General features: G+C 63.9%; 18 protein-coding genes, 3 tRNA genes and 1 riboswitch. Of the genes, 15 read left to right on the top strand and 6 right to left on the bottom strand.

Features of this window, described 5'->3' with window-relative positions; genetic code table 11:
* Positions 1-11 precede the first annotated feature (11 nt).
* The gene (locus tag PVT67_RS11815; protein ID WP_301493819.1) at positions 12-2,024 is read right to left on the bottom strand and encodes a DDE-type integrase/transposase/recombinase; all 2,013 of its coding nucleotides are present in this window, start codon (positions 2,022-2,024) and stop codon (positions 12-14) included.
* Positions 2,025-2,639: 615 nt separating this feature from the next.
* Between PVT67_RS11815 and PVT67_RS11820 the strand changes: the two genes are divergently transcribed.
* Positions 2,640-3,344, top strand: a complete 705-nt coding sequence (locus PVT67_RS11820) for an XRE family transcriptional regulator (RefSeq protein WP_301493820.1) — start codon at positions 2,640-2,642, stop codon at positions 3,342-3,344.
* Here the strand turns inward: PVT67_RS11820 and PVT67_RS11825 are convergent.
* Positions 3,341-3,499 carry a hypothetical protein gene (locus tag PVT67_RS11825; protein ID WP_301493821.1) on the bottom strand — a complete coding sequence of 53 codons (159 nt, stop codon included), beginning with the start codon at positions 3,497-3,499 and terminating at the stop codon, positions 3,341-3,343. The genes PVT67_RS11820 and PVT67_RS11825 overlap by 4 nt on opposite strands.
* Before the next feature lie 192 nt (positions 3,500-3,691).
* Here PVT67_RS11825 and PVT67_RS11830 point away from each other — a divergent pair.
* From PVT67_RS11830 to PVT67_RS11845, 4 genes are all read left to right on the top strand, one after another.
* A tRNA-Asn gene (locus PVT67_RS11830) sits at positions 3,692-3,767 on the top strand.
* A 58-nt stretch (positions 3,768-3,825) separates the two neighbouring features.
* A tRNA-Asn gene (locus PVT67_RS11835) sits at positions 3,826-3,901 on the top strand.
* A gap of 130 nt (positions 3,902-4,031) precedes the next feature.
* A tRNA-Asn gene (locus PVT67_RS11840) sits at positions 4,032-4,107 on the top strand.
* A 546-nt stretch (positions 4,108-4,653) separates the two neighbouring features.
* Positions 4,654-6,459, top strand: coding sequence for an EAL domain-containing protein (locus PVT67_RS11845; protein ID WP_301493822.1), 1,806 nt, complete (start codon positions 4,654-4,656; stop codon positions 6,457-6,459).
* 54 nt (positions 6,460-6,513) lie between these two features.
* On the opposite strand, the gene PVT67_RS11850 is transcribed toward PVT67_RS11845, so the two are convergent.
* The gene (locus tag PVT67_RS11850; RefSeq protein WP_301493823.1) at positions 6,514-7,389 is read right to left on the bottom strand and encodes a DMT family transporter; all 876 of its coding nucleotides are present in this window, start codon (positions 7,387-7,389) and stop codon (positions 6,514-6,516) included.
* Positions 7,390-7,481: 92 nt separating this feature from the next.
* Between PVT67_RS11850 and rsxA the strand changes: the two genes are divergently transcribed.
* From rsxA to gloA, 8 genes are read left to right on the top strand one after another with little or no spacing between them, the layout of a single operon-like run.
* Entirely contained in the window at positions 7,482-8,060 is a 579-nt protein-coding gene (gene rsxA, locus PVT67_RS11855) for an electron transport complex subunit RsxA (RefSeq protein WP_301493824.1), read from the top strand.
* A gap of 1 nt (position 8,061) precedes the next feature.
* Positions 8,062-8,631, top strand: a complete 570-nt coding sequence (gene rsxB / locus PVT67_RS11860) for an electron transport complex subunit RsxB (protein WP_301493825.1) — start codon at positions 8,062-8,064, stop codon at positions 8,629-8,631.
* The gene (gene rsxC / locus PVT67_RS11865; RefSeq protein WP_301493826.1) at positions 8,631-11,012 is read left to right on the top strand and encodes an electron transport complex subunit RsxC; all 2,382 of its coding nucleotides are present in this window, start codon (positions 8,631-8,633) and stop codon (positions 11,010-11,012) included. Before rsxB ends, rsxC begins: the two co-directional genes overlap by 1 nt.
* The gene (gene rsxD, locus PVT67_RS11870) at positions 11,012-12,061 is read left to right on the top strand and encodes an electron transport complex subunit RsxD (RefSeq protein ID WP_336407737.1); all 1,050 of its coding nucleotides are present in this window, start codon (positions 11,012-11,014) and stop codon (positions 12,059-12,061) included. The genes rsxC and rsxD overlap by 1 nt, the downstream gene beginning before the upstream one ends.
* On the top strand, positions 12,061-12,699 hold the full coding sequence (gene rsxG, locus PVT67_RS11875; RefSeq protein ID WP_301499692.1) for an electron transport complex subunit RsxG: 639 nt from the start codon (positions 12,061-12,063) through the stop codon (positions 12,697-12,699). The genes rsxD and rsxG overlap by 1 nt, the downstream gene beginning before the upstream one ends.
* Positions 12,696-13,388, top strand: coding sequence for an electron transport complex subunit E (locus tag PVT67_RS11880; protein WP_301493827.1), 693 nt, complete (start codon positions 12,696-12,698; stop codon positions 13,386-13,388). Before rsxG ends, PVT67_RS11880 begins: the two co-directional genes overlap by 4 nt.
* A complete protein-coding gene (gene nth, locus PVT67_RS11885; protein WP_301493828.1) occupies positions 13,388-14,023 on the top strand; it encodes an endonuclease III in 636 nt (211 codons plus the stop codon). Before PVT67_RS11880 ends, nth begins: the two co-directional genes overlap by 1 nt.
* 12 nt (positions 14,024-14,035) lie before the next feature.
* A complete protein-coding gene (gloA, locus tag PVT67_RS11890; protein WP_301493829.1) occupies positions 14,036-14,443 on the top strand; it encodes a lactoylglutathione lyase in 408 nt (135 codons plus the stop codon).
* A gap of 163 nt (positions 14,444-14,606) precedes the next feature.
* Here the strand turns inward: gloA and PVT67_RS11895 are convergent, their stop codons facing one another.
* Positions 14,607-15,479 carry a flagellar protein MotY gene (locus PVT67_RS11895; protein ID WP_301493830.1) on the bottom strand — a complete coding sequence of 291 codons (873 nt, stop codon included), beginning with the start codon at positions 15,477-15,479 and terminating at the stop codon, positions 14,607-14,609.
* Between the two features lie 105 nt (positions 15,480-15,584).
* On the opposite strand from PVT67_RS11895, the gene rnt reads away from it, so the two are divergent.
* Positions 15,585-16,244, top strand: a complete 660-nt coding sequence (gene rnt, locus PVT67_RS11900; protein WP_301493831.1) for a ribonuclease T — start codon at positions 15,585-15,587, stop codon at positions 16,242-16,244.
* On the opposite strand, the gene PVT67_RS11905 is transcribed toward rnt, so the two are convergent.
* Positions 16,241-16,951: a type 1 glutamine amidotransferase domain-containing protein gene (locus PVT67_RS11905; RefSeq protein ID WP_301493832.1), complete on the bottom strand. Its 711-nt coding sequence runs from the start codon at positions 16,949-16,951 to the stop codon at positions 16,241-16,243. The two genes, rnt and PVT67_RS11905, sit on opposite strands and share 4 nt — an antisense overlap.
* Before the next feature lie 109 nt (positions 16,952-17,060).
* A riboswitch (Lysine riboswitch) is annotated at positions 17,061-17,229 on the top strand.
* A gap of 65 nt (positions 17,230-17,294) precedes the next feature.
* Between PVT67_RS11905 and lysC the strand changes: the two genes are divergently transcribed.
* Complete coding sequence (lysC, locus tag PVT67_RS11910; protein WP_301493833.1) at positions 17,295-18,638, top strand: lysine-sensitive aspartokinase 3; 1,344 nt, start codon at positions 17,295-17,297, stop codon at positions 18,636-18,638.
* A gap of 43 nt (positions 18,639-18,681) precedes the next feature.
* On the opposite strand, the gene PVT67_RS11915 is transcribed toward lysC, so the two are convergent.
* Positions 18,682-19,245, bottom strand: a complete 564-nt coding sequence (locus PVT67_RS11915; RefSeq protein WP_301493834.1) for an LOG family protein — start codon at positions 19,243-19,245, stop codon at positions 18,682-18,684.
* Between the last annotated feature and the right edge of the window lie 121 nt (positions 19,246-19,366).

The raw sequence follows: 19,366 nt of genomic DNA on the forward strand, positions 1-19,366 counted from the left end.
TGGCGGCCGGCTTATCCATTGCCCTGGTGCCGGCCCGCCATAATCTTTTCCACTTCCTTGGCACCGAACTGGTTGCCCTTCTTGTACTGGTCCAGGAATGCCTCTTCTTTCGGCGTAAGCGTCCTGTGCAGACTTTCTCGGGCCAGGTGCCTTGCCTTGTCGTGTTCATTGCGCAGAAGCAGGCCTTGCTGCTGATGCAATTCCTCCTGCCGCTTCTGGAAGGCTTCGCGCTTGGCGGCCAAGTGCTCCAGCTCGGCATCGGAAAACTGGTTGCTGAGGGGGTTCTTGATGCGGTCAGCCGCGCCGGACAGCGCCTGGATGGCCTCGTTGCCGTGGTCTTGGGTGGGTTTGGGCATGGCCACCAATTGCTTGGCCTGCTCGGTGAACTGGTCCACCAAGTCCTTGTGCAGTTCGTCCACGCCAAAGGTCTTGGCCAGGTCCTGCATCTGGCGGCGGAAGCCACGCAGGGATTTGGCCTCTTCGCGCTTCTTGGTGCGGTAAGCGTCGGGGCTGATCTCCCGGCCCAGCATGTCGGCGTCTACCGCCTCGACGCGGTGGGTCCAGTCTCCTTCGCGGTAGATGAAGGCCCGGCCCACGTCTGAGGGATCCAGGAAGACGGTGACCTTCTTGGCCTTCCATTCGTGCTCCAACAGCTCAGGCGCGGTGTAACGCAGGCCGCCAACCTTGACGAAGCCCTTGAGCACCACGGCGGTGCCGGCGTGGTTGAGCAGGATGTCCAGTGCTTCGGCGTCGTTGACCATGCGCGGTTGGTAATGGCAGCCCTGGTACACCTCGAAGGGGGTCCTGCCGTTAAGGCCGTCATGGGCGCGGCGGTGGTAGAACGCCTCCACCCAGTTGTCGAGGAACTGTTGCAGCTCGTCCCTGGTGAGGCGCAGCTCAAAACCTTCACGCTCGGCTTCCGGCTTGCGCTTTTCAGCCAGTCGCTTGGCGAACTCCTTGCAAGCTTCGATGACTTCGCGGTCAGCCACGTTGTGGCCGATGAAGCCCGGCAGCAGTTCGATAAGGTCGTGGCTTAGCGTCCTGAAAAAGCGCTCGATGAAGGGCTTTTCCCAACCGCTGTAAGGTGCGGCCCGGCTCACTTCCAACCCCAACAACGAACAGATGCTGGTGGTGCGGGTTGAGACGTAGTCAGAGCCGTTGTCGGTGCGGATCAGGCCGCCTTCGTTGACGGTTCCCCAGCTGAGCAGCGTCTTGCGCAGCAGCAGGCAGATCCCCTCCGAGTTGGAGGTGGGTGACACCAGCAGCTTGACGCGACGGGTATAGCAGTCGATCACGGCAATGATGCTGTGGCGCCCTTCCTTGAGCATGGCGTCCACCGGGGTGGAGTCGAACTCCCAAACGTCATTGGGAGCCGCCATCCAGGGGTACATCCTCTCGACGGCTGTGCGGTACTTGTTATTGAAGCCTTTGGGGTTGGTGGTAAAGGTGAAGGCCACCTTGTTGGCATCGATCCAGGTCACCAACCAACGGCGGATACTGGATGGGCTGGGGATCTCCCAGGGCAAGCCCTGCTTGTTGACGTAGACCTCCAACAGGCTGTGCAACTGGCGCCACTTGTTGGCCAAGTGGGGCTTGCTGGTGACCAGTGCCTTGAGGAAGTCCGCCATTTCAGGGACGGCTTCAACCTTGTGCTGCTTGTCCGCCTTGTAGCGGCCAGCCAGAGCTGCCGGGCCTTCCTTCTCCAGCGTGGTCTGCCAGCGGCGGACGCTCATGAAGGAAACGGAACCTACCGTTTTATAGATCCAGGAAGGCAGCTCCAGTTCGTGCTTGTTGTAAGCCTCGCAAAACGCCTTCTGGCCACTGACCAGTTGCCGCAATTCCTCATAGGGAGCGCAGAAGGTCGAAGCAGCCTGCACTATCAACATGCGAGCTTCGGCACGGCGGCGTGGTACTTCATCCAGCAAGGCCAGCTTTTGAAGGCTCTTGCCTTTGTCAGCACTGGTGCCGGCTACCTGGGCCATCATCCGGCCGGCAACGGCACCGGCAGAAGTAGCCTTTGCCACTTCTTCCCTTGCGAGCTTCTGGCGCCATTCGCCCGGAAGGCAGGCCAATAGGAACTCGAAGCCCTTTCCCTTTTCCTTTTTGCGGCGTTCCCAGTCCTCAACATCTGCCCGCTTGCGGACAGCGCGCTCGGTAACACCGGCAGCCTTTGCAATTTCCTGCGCTGTGAGCCAATCCTTGCTCATTTGGGCCTCCTGGAAACACGGACGCCCAAGGTGCGCGAGAGATCGGCCATGATTTGCTGGGCCATCTTCCGCTTGGGATAGCGGTTTTGGTCTGGCGCAAACCACTGGATGCACTTCTGGACGGTTCGAGGGTTGTAGCCATGCTCCAGCGCCCAGGAGCAGCAGCTGTAGCCCTTGGCCATCAGTGCTGCGTGTATGTGCCTTGCGCTTTGTATCTTCATGAATTGCTACCGTGATAACATTGTTAGAACGTTCGCGAGGCGAACGTATATTCGCGATTCAACTTGTTACGCACTGCGTAACTTTTTAAAGCCTATAGCGTAGAAAGTTCCGTTTCAACAACTTTCTACGGTTCCGGTTCATGTTTTTACGCACTGAAATGCAGAAATCTGCCAACTCATTGATGCAAAAAGAGAAAATCAGGAAACGGAAATGAGGAATGACGGGCCAGTTCTGGATCCGATGACGCTTGAGCAAATCGGATCCTTCCCAAAGCGTTTACAGGAAGTAATAGGAACTGCCAGTTACCGGGATTTTGGTGACAGGATCGGTGTCAGCGAAGGCACTGTGCGTAATATGTTGAAGGGAGGCAGCCCCAAGCTTGAGACGCTGGTGGCTATCGCCAGAGAGGGCGGCATTTCCCTGGATGAGCTGATCCTTGGCACTAAAGGGAATGCAGCTGGCACTGCTGCTGCGGTAGCGGTGCGCGAATTCGACGAAGAGTATGTGTTGGTACCCGGTTACCACGTTTCGGTGAGCGCTGGGCACGGCGCCATAAACGGCGATGAGCCGGTGAAGCGCCACCTGGCCTTCCGCCGCAAGTGGCTGAGCTTTAAGAAGCTTGGCGGGGCAAATTTAGCCGTGGTCTTTGCCAAGGGTGACTCCATGGAGCCCACCATCAATGACAACGACAGCCTGCTGGTGAACCTGGACAGCACGAAGCCCCTTGATGGCAAGATCTTCGTGGTAAGGCTGGGAGACGAACTCTATGCAAAGCGCATCCAGATCCGCTGGGACGGTGCCATAGAGCTGATTTCCGACAACAAGGAATATCGCCCTCAGACAGTGCCGGCAGCAGAGCTTGAGCAACTCCATATCGTCGGTCAGGTGGCGTGGATAGGAAAGGACATCAGCTAAAGTCGTAAACGGCATTTATAGCCGTTTTCAGCAGGCTTCACGGTTCCGGTGCCGTTTATCAGTTCTAACGGCACCGCCAGCACCTCCCCCACCCGATAACCAAAACCCACGATTTGTTCCGTTTCCGGCCTCATCACCAGCAGCCCAAGCCCCATAAGGCCTCCCGCGAATTTCCGCCAATTTTCACCTATTCCCGTATTAATCAATCTCTATGACTGGTTACACCAGAACCGGGCCGCCCTGTTCAAGGACCGAGCAGCTTGCCCAAAAGGCAAGCAGTCAGGCACTTAGGTCGGCATTGGGTGTTGACAGCCCCAGGGGGCGTGGATAAGATTCGCCACCGTTGCTCCCCCGTAGTTCAGTCGGTAGAACGGCGGACTGTTAATCCGTATGTCACTGGTTCAAGTCCAGTCGGGGGAGCCAAAAAAATTCCAACGCCATGAGCCAAAGCTGGTGGCGGGCCGTAAGGCAGACAAGTTATTCCCCCGTAGTTCAGTCGGTAGAACGGCGGACTGTTAATCCGTATGTCACTGGTTCAAGTCCAGTCGGGGGAGCCAAACAAGGCTTAAGCGCCAGGAAAGAGAAGCAGCCAAATAAGCTGCTGTCACCGACCTAGGCGGCCCCGTCAACTCCAGTCGGGGGAGCCAAATCACCGCCCAGGCGGTTCGCGCAAGCGAGACAATTTATTCCCCCGTAGTTCAGTCGGTAGAACGGCGGACTGTTAATCCGTATGTCACTGGTTCAAGTCCAGTCGGGGGAGCCAACACTAAGGGTCTGCAACTGCAGGCCCTTTTCTTTTTCCAGGCCCGCCTAAGCGTGCCCATGTCACTGACCTCGGCGGCCCCGTCCAAGTTCAGCCTGGGAACCAACAACATAGAGAAGGGATCCGCAAGGGTCCCTCTCTTTTACCTATCCCAGATCTTGTCCAGAGTCGGTGCCATCCTTGGTGGTTCCTTCCAACTCGACCTTCCAGGGCCTCGCGCTAAGCCCCGTCTGGCAACGCCTGGCCCTTTGGGCTCAGCCAAGCTTCCGGTTTCCTTTCCCCCGCCTAAGGCATCCAGGCCCGCTATATAGTGGGGCCGCTCACAAAGCGGAGGTCATTTTTTGCCCAAAAAGAGCGCTTTCATTATGATAAGCGCCCTTTACCAGGCCCGGGCAGGGAGGCAGGTAAAGGCGTCAATTGGCGCTGGGCGGCTTTATCTTTCTGGTTTATGTTGAAGTAACGGGAGAGGAAACCATCACGATGAAATTGAGTGCCAAACTCACCAGGACAGGGATAGCGGTCGCGCTGGTTCTCTGCCTTTCGCTGATGCTGGTCAGCCTGCAAGGCATCAGGGCTGGCATCACCGAACAACGCTTGCAGGCCGAAAGCTATGCCCGGACCTGGCTGCAAGCCGAAAACATGCCGGCCCCCCGCGACTGGCTGCAATGGCAGCGCAGTGGCCAGCCAGGCGAGGCCCAGCCGCCCAGGCAATCCCCTTTGATGGCTCCCCTGCTGGCCAAGGTGCTGGACGCCTCTCCCCTACAGATCCACCAAGGTGAGCAACGGCTCAGCCTCCGATTGGACACATCCCCCTTCGTCACCCAGTTGCAATGGCAGTGGTCGGCAGAGCTGCTGGTGCTGCTGGCCCTGCTGGCGCAGTACCTGATCATGGGCACCAGGGTCAACCGCCAGCTCGGCAAGCTGAGCCAGACCCTGAGCCGCTACCTGGACCACCTGCTGGAGGCCGAAGAACTGCCCGACAGCCTGCCCCAGGAGGAATTCAACGGTACCCTGGCCGCCATAGGGGAGGCCCGCTCCCGGTTGCTGCAACAGGCCCACGAGCAACAGCGGCTGATCAAGGCCCTGAGCCTGCAGGCCATCAGCGATCCCCTGACCGGCCTGCCCAACAGGCGCGCCCTCTACGATCACCTGGGCAAACTGCTGGAAGCCGACACCCCCACCGGCCTGTTGCTGGTCAGGGCCAGCTCCCTCAAGGCCATCAACGACGACGATGGCTACCAGGCTGGTGACGACTACCTCAAGGGCATAGGCGAGATATTGAAGCGCCAGCAGAGCCCCAAGATGCCCATCAAGGCCTTCCGCCTCTCCGGCAGCGACTTCCTGCTGCTGCTGAGCCCAGCCGAGCTGGGCCAGCTCAGTGAACTGGCCAAGCAGCTGATGGCCGAGTTGATGTCCCTGCGTACCCTCGCCCACGAACATCAGCCCGCCTACCTGGGTGCCGTGCTGGTGCGGGACGGCGCCGTCGGGCCCGCCCTGGCCCAGGCCGACAACGCCCTCTCCCTGGCCATGGCCCAGGGCCAGCCGGGCTGGCACCTGGATACCGGCCTCGGTCTCCACAAGGAGTTGGAACAGCGCACCCAGCACGAATGGCGTGAGCACCTGCTCTATCTGCTCAGCGACCGCGGCCTGGCCCTGATGGCACAGCCGGTGCAAGGCATCAACCGCAACCAGGTGCACTACACCGAGATCCTGGCCCGCTGCTTCGACAGGGACGGCCGGGTACTGCCCACCGCCACCGTCATGGCCATGGCCGAGCGCCTGGGCCTTATCCAGCAGCTGGACAAGCTGGTACTGGACAAGGCAATCAAGGAACTGGTCGGCAAGCCTCTGGGCCACAGCCTCTACGCCATCAACCTCAACGCCCTGACGGTCCAGGATCCCCACTTCGTGATCTGGCTGGAGCGGCGCCTGATGGCCCACCCTGAGCTGGCCCGCCACCTGGTGTTCGAGGTGCCGGAAGCCGGCCTGGTGCGCCAAGTCGGTGCCAGCCAGCGCTTTATCGAGCTCATCCACAAGATGGCGTGTCGCATCACCATAGAGCGCTTCGGCACCGGCCTCGGCGCCATCCGCTTCTTCCGGGCCCTCAAGCCCGACTTCGTCAAGGTGGATGCGGCCCTGTCCCGCGCCATAGACCAGGACAGCGACGGCCAGTATTACCTGCGCATCCTGGTGGACATAGCCCACCGCCTGGGGGTCAAGGTGCTGGCCGAGAACGTGGAGAACTCCGAAGAAAGGATGGTGCTGACCGAGCTGCGCCTGGACGGCCTCCAAGGTTACTACCTGGCAAGGCCGGTGCCCTTCGGCCCCACTGCCCTGACCCTGAGCACCTGATAGCGCCAGTCGCAGCCACAAAAAAGCCGCCCATAGAGGCGGCTTTTTCGCAGCTTAGGCCGTTTCCAGGGCCCTGTCCTTGTTCCCCTGGCTGACCAGGACCCCGGCCAGCACCAAGGCGCTGGCGACCCACTGGTTGGGGCTCAGGCGTTCGTCCAGCAAGCCCATGGCCAGCAGCAGGGAAAACAGCGGGATCAGGTTGACGAAGATGGCCACCTTGGCCGCCGCCAGCCGCGCCATGGCGAAGTTGTAAAGGCCGTAGGCCCCGAGGGTCACCCCCAGGCCGAGATAGAGCATGGCGCCCAAGGCCTGGCTGCTGACCTGGCCAGGCCAAGGCGCCGACCAGAGCGCCAGGGGCAGGAAGAAGAGAGCCCCGCTGATGGCCTGGATGGCGGTCAGCCAGAGTGGCGAGTAGCGGTCCGACAGGTATTTGAGCGACAGCGAATAGAGAGAGGCGCAGAGCATGGCCACCAGCTCCAGGGCGTTGCCGAGCCAGGGGTTGGGGGCATCTAGAGAGGCCTCGCCGCCGGCGCTTAGCCAAAGTACCCCCACCAGGGCCATGCCGAGGCCCAGCCAGAGCCGCAGCGACGCTTTTTCCTTCAGGAAGAGCACGGCGCCGGCCACCGTCAGCAGCGGTAACACAGCCGTGACCATGCCAGCTTGGCCGGCCGAGGTGTAGAGCAGCGCCTTGGCTTCGAACACGAAATAGAGGCAGGGCTCGGCCAGGGACATGGCCAACAGCAGCCGCCAGTCCCCCTTGCGGTAGCTGGCCTTGCCCCAAAAGCGGTAGCAGAGCCCCAACGCCAGGGCCGCCACCCACATGCGGGCGCAGATCACCCAAAGGGGCGATACTTCGGTAAAGACCAGTTTCAGTACCACGAAGGTGCTGGCCCAGAGGGCCATGGCCAGGACGAGAGCGAGGAACGGCATAATAACCCCACAGGTCCACTGTTGTTTAGGGGACCACAAACCACGATAATAACCCGTTGATTCTACTTTGGCCGAAGGGGACCTTGCCACCCATGGGCGATTATCTGCTGTTGTTGATAGGTACAGTGCTGGTCAACAACTTCGTTTTGGTGAAATTTCTCGGGCTCTGCCCCTTCATGGGGGTGTCCAACAAGCTGGAAAGCGCCATCGGCATGTCCCTGGCCACCACCTTCGTACTGACCCTGGCCTCCCTCTGCAGCTACCTGGTCAACACCTACATGCTCGAGCCTCTGGGCATGGGCTATTTGCGCACCCTCTCCTTCATCCTGGTGATCGCCGTAGTGGTGCAGTTCACCGAGATGGTGGTGCAGAAGACCAGCCCCATCCTCTACCGGGTGCTGGGCATCTTCCTGCCCCTGATCACCACCAACTGCGCCGTGCTGGGGGTGGCCCTTCTGAACATCAACGAAAACCACAGCCTGATGCAGTCCCTCATCTACGGCTTCGGCGCCGCCGTCGGCTTCTCCCTGGTGCTGGTGCTCTTCGCCGCCATGCGTGAGCGCCTGGCCGCCGCCGACGTGCCCCTGCCCTTCAAGGGCCCGGCCATCGCCATGGTCACCGCCGGCCTGATGTCCCTGGCCTTCATGGGCTTTACCGGCCTGGTGAAATAAGATGACCATGCTCTACGCTATCCTCGCCCTCGCCCTGCTGGCGCTGGTGTTCGGTGTCGTCCTTGGCCTCGCCTCGGTCAAGTTCAAGGTCGAAGCCGACCCCATCGTCGACCAGATAGACAACATCCTGCCCCAGACCCAGTGCGGCCAGTGCGGCTACCCGGGCTGCCGCCCCTACGCCGAGGCCATCGCCGGCGGCGACGACATCAACAAGTGCCCCCCCGGCGGCCAGGCGACCATTGAAAAGCTGGCCGATCTGCTGGGGGTCGAGGCCAAGCCCCTGGACGCCGCCCACGGCGAGGAAGACATCAAGAAGGTGGCCTTCATCCGCGAAGACGAGTGCATCGGTTGCACCAAGTGCATCCAGGCCTGCCCAGTTGACGCCATCCTCGGTAGCGCCAAGCACATGCACACCGTCATCAGCAGCGAGTGCACCGGCTGCGACCTCTGCGTCGAGCCCTGCCCGGTGGACTGCATCGAGATGCGGCCCGTCAAGACCACAGTCCAGAACTGGAAATGGCAGCTCAAAGCCATTCCGGTCAAAGAAATCAGCGTGCGCGAGGGAGCCTGATGTTGACCCTGATGGAAAGGCTGACCAGCGACAAGGTCTTCGATTTCTTCGGCGGCATACACCCGCCGGAACACAAGGATCTCTCCAACCACAGGCCCATAGGCCGCCTGGCCCCGGCCAAGACATTGGTAGTGCCGCTGCGCCAGCACCTGGGTGAGCTGGGCGAGGTGCTGGTCAAGGCCGGCGATACCGTGCTCAAGGGCCAGCCCCTGTCCCAGGCGACCTCGGTGATGGGCGTGCCCGTCCATGCCCCCACCTCCGGTACCGTGCTGGCCGTGGAACCGCGCCCCCTGACCCACGCCTCCGGGCTCTGGGACCTGGCCGTGGTCATAGAGGCGGACGGCCAGAACCGCTGGACCGATAAGCACCCCGTCGCCAACCCCTTCGAGGCCGAGCCGGCCGTGCTGCTCAGGGCCCTCAAGGCCGCCGGCCTCGCCGGCATGGGCGGCGCCGGCTTCCCCACCGCCGTCAAGCTGGGGGGCTCCAGGGCCATCGACGCCCTGGTGATCAACGCCGCCGAGTGCGAGCCCTACATCACCAGTGACGACTGCCTGCTGCGCGAAGAAGCCGAGGCCGTGGTCACGGGCGCCCGCCTCATGGCCCGCGTCGTCGGCGCCAAGCTGGTAGTGGTCGGCATCGAGGACAACAAACCCGAGGCCATCTCCGCTCTGGAGGCCGTCATCGAAAACCTCGATGACGTCTCCATGAAGGTGGTGCCCACCAAGTATCCCTCGGGGGCCGAGCGCCAGTTGCTCAAGCTGCTCACGGGCGTCGAGGTACCGGCCGGCGGCATACCGGCCGATCTGGGCCTGGTGGTGCAGAACGTCGGCACCGCCTACGCCGCCTACCGCGCCCTCGTCCATGGCGAGCCCCTGATCAAAAGGGTGGTCACCGTCACCGGCACCAAGGTAGGCAAGCCCGGCAACTACTGGCTGCCCATCGGCACCCCCATAGCACACGTCCTCGAGCAGGCCGGTTTCAACCCGGAAAAGCAGCAGCGCCTCATCATCGGCGGGCCCATGATGGGCTTTACCCTCCCAGACCCGGCCGCCCCCGTCACCAAGACGGTCAACTGCCTGCTGCTGCCGGCCAAGAAAGAGCTGCCCCCGGCCGGCAAGGAGATGGCCTGCATCCGCTGCGGCGAGTGCGCCAACGTCTGCCCGGCCGAACTGCTGCCCCAGCAGCTCTACTGGTACGCCAAGGCCAAGGACCAGGACAAGCTGGACGAATACAAGCTCTCCGCCTGCATAGAATGCGGCGCCTGCGCCTTCGTCTGCCCCTCCCAGATCCCCCTGGTGCAGTACTACCGGGTGGCCAAGGCCGAAGGCCGCGCCGCCGCCGAGGAAAAGCGCAAGTCCGACAAGGCCAGGGAGCGTTTCGAAGCCCGCAAGGACCGCCTGGAGCGGGACAAGCAGGAACGCGAAGCCCGCCACCAGGAAGCGGTAGCCCGGCGCGAAGCGGCCCTGGCCGCCCGCGGCGAAGGGGACAAGGCCCAGGATGCCGTGGCCGCCGCCCTGGCCAGGGTCAAGGCCCAACAGGACACCAAGGTAGCGGAGATCCAGAAGGACGCCGAGGCCAATGCCCGCCTCGACAAAGGCGAGCTGGTGCCGGACAACAGCGAGATGGCGAGGCTGCGCGAAGAGCGCAAGCGCCAGGCCCGGGAGCGCAAGGCCGAGCTGGAAGCCCAGCAGGCCGCCGCCCAGCCCGCGCCTGAGGAAGCCGAAGGCGGTGACGCCAAGAAAGCGGCCGTGGCCGCTGCCATAGCCCGCGCCAAGGCCAAGAAGGCGGGGGGGACCATTGTCGAGGCCGCCCAAGCCGAAGGCACTGCCGACCAGCCAGGAGAGGCCCAACCGGCAGCCGACGCCAAGAAAGCGGCCGTGGCCGCTGCCATAGCCCGCGCCAAGGCCAAGAAGGCGGGGGGGACCATTGCCGAAGCCGCCCAAGCCGAAGGCACTGCCGACCAGCCAGGAGAGGCCCAACCGGTAGCCGATGCCAAGAAAGCGGCCGTGGCCGCCGCCATAGCCCGCACCAAGGCCAAGAAGGCGGGGAGCACCATAGCGGAAGCAGCCCAGGCCGAAGGTGCCCAGGCTGACGCCGGCGCGACCGAGCAGCCCATCGAGGCCCAGCCGGCAGCAGAGCCCCCAGCCCCGGCCGCCGATGCCAAGAAGGCGGCCGTGGCCGCCGCCATAGCCCGCGCCAAGGCCAAGAAGGCCGAGGCGGCCCAAGCCCAGGCCGCCGAGCAGCAAGCCGACGCGCCAGAGGCCCCCCAGGCCGATGCCGGTGCAGAGCAAGCCGATAACGCCGCCGCCCGTAAAAGAGCCGCCATAGCGGCGGCCGTGGCCAAAGCCAAGGCCAAGAAAGCCCAAGAAGGTCAGGACTGATGTTGATTGCCAGCTCCCCCCATACCCACAAGCACCGCAGCACAGGCCAGGTGATGCGGCTGGTGGCCTATGCCACCCTGCCCGGCATCGCCGCCCTCTTCCATTTCTTCGGCTACGGCGTCTTCATCAACCTGGTGCTGTGCAGCCTCTCGGCCCTGGCCACCGAGGCCCTGGTGCTGCTGCTGCGCAGGAAGAGCCTCTGGCAGCTCGGCGACAGCTCTGCCCTGCTCACCGCCGTGCTGCTGGCCATAGCCCTGCCCCCCACCTCCCCCTGGTGGCTGCTGGTCATAGGCTCGGTGTTCGCCATTCTGGTGGCCAAGCAGCTCTACGGCGGCCTCGGCCAGAACCTCTTCAACCCGGCCATGGCCGCCTATGTGCTGCTGCTTATCTCCTTCCCGGTACAGATGACCAACTGGCTGCCGGCACGGGAGCTTGCCCAGCACGCTCCGACCCTCGCCGACAGCATCAGCCTGACCTTCACCGGCTACAGCACCGACGGCTTTGCCGCCCACCAACTCAGCCAGGGCGCCGACGGCGTCACCCAGGCCACCCCCCTGGATACGTTGAAGACGGACCTCAAGCGCGGCATGACCGCCTCCGAGTCCATGGCCAAGCCGCTCTTCGCCGGCATCGGCGGCCTGGGCTGGAACTGGGCCAACCTCGGCTTCCTGCTGGGGGGCCTCTTCCTGCTGTGGCGGGGCGTCATCGACTGGCAGATCCCCGGCGGCGTGCTGGGGGGCCTCTTCGTCGCCTCCCTGCTCGGCTTCATGCTGCACCCTGACGGTAACGGCTCGCCGCTCTTTCACCTGTTCAGTGGCGCCGCCATGTTCGGGGCCTTCTTCATCGCCACCGATCCGGTGACGGCCGCCACCTCCCCCAAGGGCAGGCTCATCTTCGGCCTGATGATAGGGGTGCTCACCTACCTTATCCGGGTGCTGGGGGGCTATCCCGACGCCATCGCCTTCGCCGTGCTGCTGGGCAACATGGCGGCGCCGCTGCTGGACAACTACACCAGGCCCCAGAGTTTCGGGGAGGGCAAGAACCCATGATGATTTCCGCCGCCCGCAAGAACGGTCTGGTGCTTGGCCTCTTCGCCCTGGCCGCCACGGCGCTGCTCGCCGGTACCCATGAGCTGACCAAGGACCGCATCGAGCAGCAGAAGGAAGCCCAGCGCCTGGGGGTGCTCAACACCATGATCCCCAAGGCCAGCCATGACAACGACCTCTACCGGGACTGCACCCTGGTGCGCTCCCACCAGTACCTGGGCACCGAAGCGCCCCTGCCGGCCTTCCGCGCCCGCAAGAACGGCAAGCCGGTGGCCGTGGGCATGGAGACAGTAGCCCCGGACGGCTACAACGGCGCCATCAACCTGCTGGTGGGCCTTTCCTACCCCGACGGCACAGTGCTGGGGGTGGAGGTGCTGGAGCACAAGGAAACCCCCGGCCTCGGCGACAAGATAGAGCGCCGCAAGACCAGCTGGCTGGATGAATTCACCGGCAAGAGCCCGGCCGGGGAGAAAGATCCGGCCTGGGCCGTGAAGAAAGACGGCGGCCAGTTCGACCAGTTCACCGGCGCCACCATCACGCCGCGGGCCGTGGTCAGGGCCGTGGGCAATACGGTGCAGTATTTCCGCCGCAACAAGGACGCCCTCTTCGCGGCGCCCAGCCAATGTGGAGGCAGCCAATGAGCCAGATGAAAGACATCGCCCGCCTGGGCCTTTGGGGTAACAACCCCGGCCTGGTGCAGCTGCTGGGCCTGTGCCCGCTGCTGGCCGTCACCAACACCCTGACCAACGCCCTGGGGCTGGGGGTGGCCACCATGCTGGTGCTGATCGCCTCCAACGCCACCATCTCCCTGGTGCGCCGCCTGGTGCCCAAGGAAGTGCGGATGGCCGTGTTCGTGATGATCATCGCCGCCTTCGTCACCGCCGTTGAGCTGGTGATGACGGCCTTCGCCTACGGCCTCTACCAGTCCCTGGGCATCTTCATCCCCCTCATCGTCACCAACTGCGTGATCATGGGCCGCGCCGAGGCCTTCGCCTCCAAGAACAGCGTGGGCCTCGCCGCCTTCGACGGCCTGATGATGGGCCTCGGCTTCACCGCCGTGCTGGCCGTGCTGGGGGCCCTGCGGGAAGTCATAGGCCAGGGCACCCTCTTCGACGGCGCCGACCTGCTGCTGGGCCCCTGGGCCAAGGGGCTGCGCATCGAGGTCTTCCATTTCGACGCCAAGTTCCTGGTGGCCCTGCTGCCGCCCGGGGCCTTTATCGGCATGGGCTTCCTCATCGCCCTCAAGAAGGTCATAGACCAGCAAAAAGACAAGAAGAAGGTGGCCGAGCCCGTGGCCAAGGCGCAGCGGGTAAGGGTCACGGCAGACTGATGAACCAGCAAAAACGCCTCGAGATACTGACGCGCCTGCGGGACGCCAATCCCCACCCCACCACTGAGCTGCATTTCAGCACGCCCTTCGAGCTGCTGGTGGCGGTGACCCTCTCGGCCCAGGCCACGGACGTGGGGGTCAACAAGGCCACAGCCCGGCTGTTCCCCGTGGCCAATTCCCCCAAGGCCATCTGGGAGCTGGGCGTCGAGGGCCTCAAGGACTACATCAAGACCATAGGCCTCTTCAATTCCAAGGCCGAGAACGTCCACAAAATGTGCGGCATACTGCTGGAACAGCACGGCGGCGAGGTGCCACAAAGCCGTGAGGCCCTCGAGGCCCTGCCTGGCGTCGGCCGCAAGACCGCCAACGTGGTGCTCAACACCGCCTTCGGCTGGCCCACCATAGCGGTGGACACCCATATCTTCCGGGTCTCCAACCGCACCAAATTCGCCCCCGGCAAGGACGTCAAGGCCGTGGAGGAGAAGCTGGAGAAGGTGGTGCCCAAGGAATTCAAGGTGGACGTGCACCACTGGCTTATCCTGCACGGCCGCTACACCTGCATAGCCCGCAAGCCCCGCTGCGGCTCCTGCATCATCGAAGACTTGTGCGAGTACAAGGACAAGACGGAAATCTGAACGAGGTACAAGATGCGAATTCTCCACACCATGCTCCGCGTCGGCGATCTGGACAGGTCCATCGCCTTCTATACCGAAGTGCTCGGCATGAAGCTGCTGCGCCGCTCCGAGAACAGTGAATACAAATACACCCTGGCCTTCGTCGGCTACGGCGAGGAAAAGGACGAGGCCGTCCTCGAACTCACCTACAACTGGGGGGTGGACAGCTATGATCTGGGCAGCGCCTACGGCCATATCGCCATCGAAGCCGAAGACATCCATGGCATCTGCGAGGCCGTCAAGGCCAAGGGCGGCAAGGTGACCCGCGAGCCGGGCCCGGTGCTCGGCGGCAGCACCGTCATCGCCTTCGTCGAAGATCCCGACGGCTACAAGATAGAGTTCATCGCCAAGAAGGACGCCGGCCAGGGCCTCGGCGGCTGAAAACCGGCATGAAAAAAGGCGCCTCAGGGCGCCTTTTTTGTTGGTGATTGTCAGCGCTGCACGTGCAGCACCACGCGGCCGGCTGAGGTGCGCCTGTTCAGGGCGCGGCCTTCTTCGGTTTCGTTGGAGGGGATATGGAAGAGGCGCTTCTAAGCGCCTCTACTCAGCGCTGCACGTGCAGCACCACCCGCCTGTTCAGGGCGCGGCCTTCTTCGGTTTCGTTGGAGGCCACGTGGCGCTTCTCGCCGTAGCCTTCGGTGCTGATGCGATCCGCCGGCAGCCCCTTGGCCACCAGGTAGTCCTTGATGGCCTTGGCCCGCTTCTTGGACAGCTCCTCGTTCAGCCAGCGGCCGCCGTAGGAGTCGGAATAGGCGTCGATGTCGATGCGGCTGTACTGGTTGTCGTTGGCCAGATACTGGCCCACCAGATCCAGGCGATGCTGGGAGTCTTCGGTGAGATCGGCCGAGTTCTTCTTGTAGGTCAGCACCGAGAAGGAGATGTCCTCGAAGTCCACCGGCAGCAGGCCGCCCAGGCAGGAGACGAAATCCTCGTAGCCCTTCTTGAAGTTGCCGGTGGACAGCGCCACCGACACCTTGTTGCGGCCGAGGCGGTCCGGGTAGGTCAGGGTCGGCAACCGGCCCGATTCCAGCTCGGAGAGCAGATCCCAGGCCCTGTCGTTGTTGAGCTCGGCCGGGTAATGGGGATAGAGGGGCAGTTTGCCGAGGGGCTGGGCCGCCAGGCCCGGCTGCCAGGCCGGGGGCACACTGGCGAGGCTCGCCACCGTCTGCTTGGATGGGGCGTCCTTGACGTCGAGGGCGAAACGCAGGTTTTCCTTGCGGTTGGCATGGGCGCTGAATACCGCCACCCCGTAGTTGGGGATCCTGTGCTCCAGGCGGCACTGCAGGGGGTTGGCCGCCGTCACCTGCCATTGGGACTGGCCCAGGCTGGCCGCGTAATAGCGCACCCCGGCGTCCGCCGGTGTGCCGGCCAGAACGACCAGGGTTGCTATCAGGCTGATGTTGAACGACTTGGACATGGCCCCTCCCCTACCTCGAAAACTGTGTCGGCCGCGCGCTTTCAAACTTTAGGCTTCTGTCAGCTTTTGCCATAATAGGCGGCCGTCACCCAGCCAAAGTACCCCATGTCAGCTCTGTTCAGCCAACGCTTTCGCGGTTTTTACCCCGTTATCATCGACGTAGAAACCGCCGGCTTCAACGCCCAGACCGACGCGCTGTTGCAGATCGCCGCCACCCTGGTGGACATGGACGCCGAGGGCCGGCTGGTGGTCAAGGAGACCCACTTCCACAATGTGCTGCCCTTCGAGGGGGCCAACCTGGAAGAGGCGGCCCTGAAGTTCACCGGCATCACCGATCCCTGGCATCCGCTGCGCTTCGCCGTGGACGAGGACGAAGCCCTCAAGGCGATCTTCAAGGCGGTGCGCAAGGGCATGAAGGCCGCCGGCTGCCAGCGCGCCATACTGGTGGGCCACAACGCCGCCTTCGACCTCGGCTTCTTGAACGCCGTCATAGCCCGCACCAACCAGAAGCGCTCCCCTTTCCATCCCTTCGTAAGCTTCGACACCACCACCATGGCGGCCCTGGCCCTGGGCCAGACGGTGCTGGCCAAGGCCTGTCCGGCGGCGGGCCTGGCTTTTGACAACGCCGAGGCCCATGCCGCCGACTACGACGCCGAGCGCACCGCCCAGCTGTTCTGCCATATCGTCAACCGCTGGAAGGATCTCGGCGGCTGGCCCTTGCCTGCCGCCGGCGCCGCCAGCGAAGGGAACAACGAAGAGGCCTAACCGGCCCCTTGCCCAGGCCAGTTGGTCAGCCGGCTGAGCTTGGCCAGTACAGCCCTGGCCGTACTGGCCGACGACTGGGGGTTCTGGCCTGTGATCAGCAGGCCGTCGGTGACCACAAAATCCTCCCAGTCGCCGCCGCAGAGGAAATCCCCGCCTTTTGCCTTGAGGGCGTCCTCCAGCAGGAAGGGCACCACGGCCGTCAGGCCCACCGCCTCCTCCTCGGCATTGGTGAAAGCCGTCACCTCTTTGCCTTCCAGCACGCTCCGGCCCTCGGCGTCCACGGCATTGACCAGCACGCAGGGGCCGTGGCAGACCGCCGCCACCGGCTTGCCGGCGGCCAGGAAGTCGCGGATGAGGCGCAGCGAGTCGGGGTCGTCAACCAGATCCCAGAGCGGGCCGTGGCCACCGGGATAGAAGAGGGCGTCAAAGCCTGCCGCCTGCACCGTGCTGAGCTTCAGGGTCTCGGCGAAACTGGCCTGGGCCTTGGCGTCGGCCTTGAAGCGCTCTGTGTCTTCGGACTGGCTGTCCGGGGCGTCGCTCTTGGGATCCAAGGGCGGCTGGCCGCCCTTGGGGGAGGCCATAGTCACCCTGCAGCCGTCGTCGATGAAGACATAGTAGGGGGCCGCCAGCTCTTCCAGCCAAAGCCCCGTCTTGTGCCCGCTGTCCCCCAATTGGTCATGGGAGGTGGTTACCATCAGGATGTGCATGCCATTCTCCATTTGAAAATCCTTCCAAGCATAGCGGGCCCTGCCGGCCCTGCTGCGGGGCTTGATTTGCGCCCCGCATTCTGGAACACTGCGGCCGTCCTGAATTTTTAGGACCAGAAGAGGTGCGTTAACCAGGTAACCAGCCAGAGGGGCCCTTTCCCTTTGACGGCTGGCCAGGGGGCTGACGCCGAGATGATCCGCGCGGGGGCGCGCGGATCATCGGTCAGACAGGTTGAATCCTGTTGACTGTCACCTGTTGGTGGAGCGCTTCTGGTACAAGCAGTCCCGCACATCTGTGCCTGCCGGTCCCAGGCGCTCTCTTTGCTTGATTTCAAGGAGAGCTATGAACATCCCCCCCAGCCGCGTACTCAAGTTCGGCGGCACCTCAGTAGCCGATTTCGACGCCCAGGGCCGCAGCGCCCAGCTGGTCGCCAACCAGGCCGAATCCCGTATCGTCGTCGTCAGCGCCGCCGCCGGCGTCACCAATGCCCTCGTTGGCCTGAGCCAGGCCGTCGACGCCGGCGCCGCCGAGAACTTCCGTACCCTCATCCACGACCGCCAACAGCATTTCTTCGAGGCCCTCGGCAGCCCCGACGCCCTCAAGGCCAACTACTGGTCCCTGCTCGAAGAACTGGACGGCAGCGGCCCCTGTGAAGGCCAGGCCCGCGACCGCCTGCTCTCCCTCGGCGAGCGCTTCTCCAGCCTCTTTTTCGCCGAACGGCTGCGCCAACTGGGGCTGCCGGCCGTGCAGCTGCCGGCCCGCTTCTTGATCGCCACCGACAGCCAGTTTGGCCACGGCGAGCCGGACGTGGCCCGCACCCGCCAGCAGGTGCAGGTCGCCCTCGCCGACCACCAGGGCGAGATCCTGGTCACCGAAGGCTTCGTCGGCGCCGACCCTCAGGGCAACCTCACCACCCTGGGCCGGGGCGGCTCCGACTATTCGGCGGCGCTGCTGGCCGAGGCGGCCGACGCCGACTGGGTGGAGATCTGGACAGACGTCAAAGGCCTCTACACCACGGATCCGCGGCTGGTACCGAGCGCCAGGCCCCTGGCGGAGCTGTCCTTTGCCCAGGCGGCGGAGCTGGCCACCTTCGGCGCCAAGGTGCTGCACCCCAAGACCCTCTGGCCGGCCATGCGCCACGACATCCCCGTCTTCATCGGCTCCACCCTGGACGCCAGCGGCGGCACCGTCATTCGCCGTGAGGTCCAGGGCGAGCGCCGGTACGCGGCCCTGGCCCTTCGCAAGAACCAGACATTGGTGAAGATCACCAGCCCCGAGATGCTCTACAGCTACGGCTTCCTGGCCCGCGCCTTCAGCCTGCTGGCCAAGCACCATATCTCGGTAGATCTGGTGACCACCTCGGAGATCTCCATCGCCCTGACATTGGACGAGCGCGGCTCTGAGCAGGTGCTGTCCCAGGCGGTGCTGGAGGAACTACGCGAACTGGGCACCATAGAGGTGCAGGAAGGCCTGGCCCTGGTGGCCTTGGTGGGAGACGACCTCAACAGCACCCCCAAAGTGGCGGCCGATGTCTTCGACGCCCTGGACGGCATCAATGTGCCCCTCATCTGCCACGGCGCCAGCCCCCACAACCTCTGCTTCCTGGTGGCGGGGGAAGACGGCCCCCTGGCCATACAGCGCCTGCACGCCAGGCTCTTCGACAAGCGCCAAGTGGCCGCCGCCTGACAAAAAAGCCGCCCTTCCTTGGGCGGCTTTTCTTAAGGGGTGTTCAGGCCCACTTCGGCGCCGGCGGGCGGTAAGCCGCCAGGGCGTCCAGCAGGGCCCCGGGCTCTGCCTCGACTTGGAGCATCTCGAGGTAACGGGGCTCCAGGAAGCCCTGGTCGACAAAGTGCCGGCCCTGGGCCAGCAGGGCGTCGTAGAAGCCGGCCAGGTTGAGCAGCCCCAGGGGCTTGTGGTGGTAGCCGAGCATGGCCCAGGTCCAAGCCTCGGCCAGCTCCTCCAGGGTGCCGGCGCCGCCAGGCAGGGCCACGAAGCCCTGGGCCAATTGCGCCATCAGCGCCTTGCGCTCGTGCATGTCCCGCACCACGTGCAGTTCGGTGAGGCCCTTGTGGCCCACCTCCCTGTCCATCAGCGCCTGGGGTATGACCCCTATCACCCTGCCGCCGGCACTCAGTGCCGCATCCGCCACTGCCCCCATCAGCCCCACATGGCCGCCGCCGTAAACAAGGGTGATGCCCCGCTCGGCCAGCAGGGTGCCTAGGGCCTTTGCCGCATCGCTAAAGCGCGGGTCCTTGCCCGCCTTGGAACCACAAAAAACGGCCAGGCTTTCCATCGCAACTCCGGTTTAAAAAGTCATCTCGATCCACTAGGTTAGAAGCAAGCTCTGCTATATGATGCAGCACCTTTTTTCCGCCGGCAGGAAAAGGAGTTCTCCGCCCGTCGGCCCCCCTACT

Source organism: Gallaecimonas kandeliae (genome assembly GCF_030450055.1).
GTDB lineage: Bacteria > Pseudomonadota > Gammaproteobacteria > Enterobacterales > Gallaecimonadaceae > Gallaecimonas > Gallaecimonas kandeliae.

Excerpts from the sequence above, each read along its gene's own strand:
- PVT67_RS11880 (WP_301493827.1), top strand. The coding sequence starts at position 12,696 with ATGAGCCAGATGAAAGACATCGCCCGCCTGGGCCTTTGGGGTAACAAC.
- rsxG (WP_301499692.1), top strand. The coding sequence starts at position 12,061 with ATGATTTCCGCCGCCCGCAAGAACGGTCTGGTGCTTGGCCTCTTCGCC.
- PVT67_RS11845 (WP_301493822.1), top strand. The coding sequence starts at position 4,654 with ATGCTGGTCAGCCTGCAAGGCATCAGGGCTGGCATCACCGAACAACGC.
- rsxB (WP_301493825.1), top strand. The coding sequence starts at position 8,062 with ATGACCATGCTCTACGCTATCCTCGCCCTCGCCCTGCTGGCGCTGGTG.
- PVT67_RS11895 (WP_301493830.1), bottom strand. The coding sequence starts at position 15,479 with ATGTCCAAGTCGTTCAACATCAGCCTGATAGCAACCCTGGTCGTTCTG.
- PVT67_RS11915 (WP_301493834.1), bottom strand. The coding sequence starts at position 19,245 with ATGGAAAGCCTGGCCGTTTTTTGTGGTTCCAAGGCGGGCAAGGACCCG.
- lysC (WP_301493833.1), top strand. The coding sequence starts at position 17,295 with ATGAACATCCCCCCCAGCCGCGTACTCAAGTTCGGCGGCACCTCAGTA.
- rsxC (WP_301493826.1), top strand. The coding sequence starts at position 8,631 with ATGTTGACCCTGATGGAAAGGCTGACCAGCGACAAGGTCTTCGATTTC.
- PVT67_RS11825 (WP_301493821.1), bottom strand. The coding sequence starts at position 3,499 with ATGGGGCTTGGGCTGCTGGTGATGAGGCCGGAAACGGAACAAATCGTG.
- PVT67_RS11905 (WP_301493832.1), bottom strand. The coding sequence starts at position 16,951 with ATGCACATCCTGATGGTAACCACCTCCCATGACCAATTGGGGGACAGC.
- PVT67_RS11850 (WP_301493823.1), bottom strand. The coding sequence starts at position 7,389 with ATGCCGTTCCTCGCTCTCGTCCTGGCCATGGCCCTCTGGGCCAGCACC.
- rsxA (WP_301493824.1), top strand. The coding sequence starts at position 7,482 with ATGGGCGATTATCTGCTGTTGTTGATAGGTACAGTGCTGGTCAACAAC.
- rsxD (WP_336407737.1), top strand. The coding sequence starts at position 11,012 with ATGTTGATTGCCAGCTCCCCCCATACCCACAAGCACCGCAGCACAGGC.
- PVT67_RS11820 (WP_301493820.1), top strand. The coding sequence starts at position 2,640 with ATGAGGAATGACGGGCCAGTTCTGGATCCGATGACGCTTGAGCAAATC.
- gloA (WP_301493829.1), top strand. The coding sequence starts at position 14,036 with ATGCGAATTCTCCACACCATGCTCCGCGTCGGCGATCTGGACAGGTCC.
- rnt (WP_301493831.1), top strand. The coding sequence starts at position 15,585 with ATGTCAGCTCTGTTCAGCCAACGCTTTCGCGGTTTTTACCCCGTTATC.
- nth (WP_301493828.1), top strand. The coding sequence starts at position 13,388 with ATGAACCAGCAAAAACGCCTCGAGATACTGACGCGCCTGCGGGACGCC.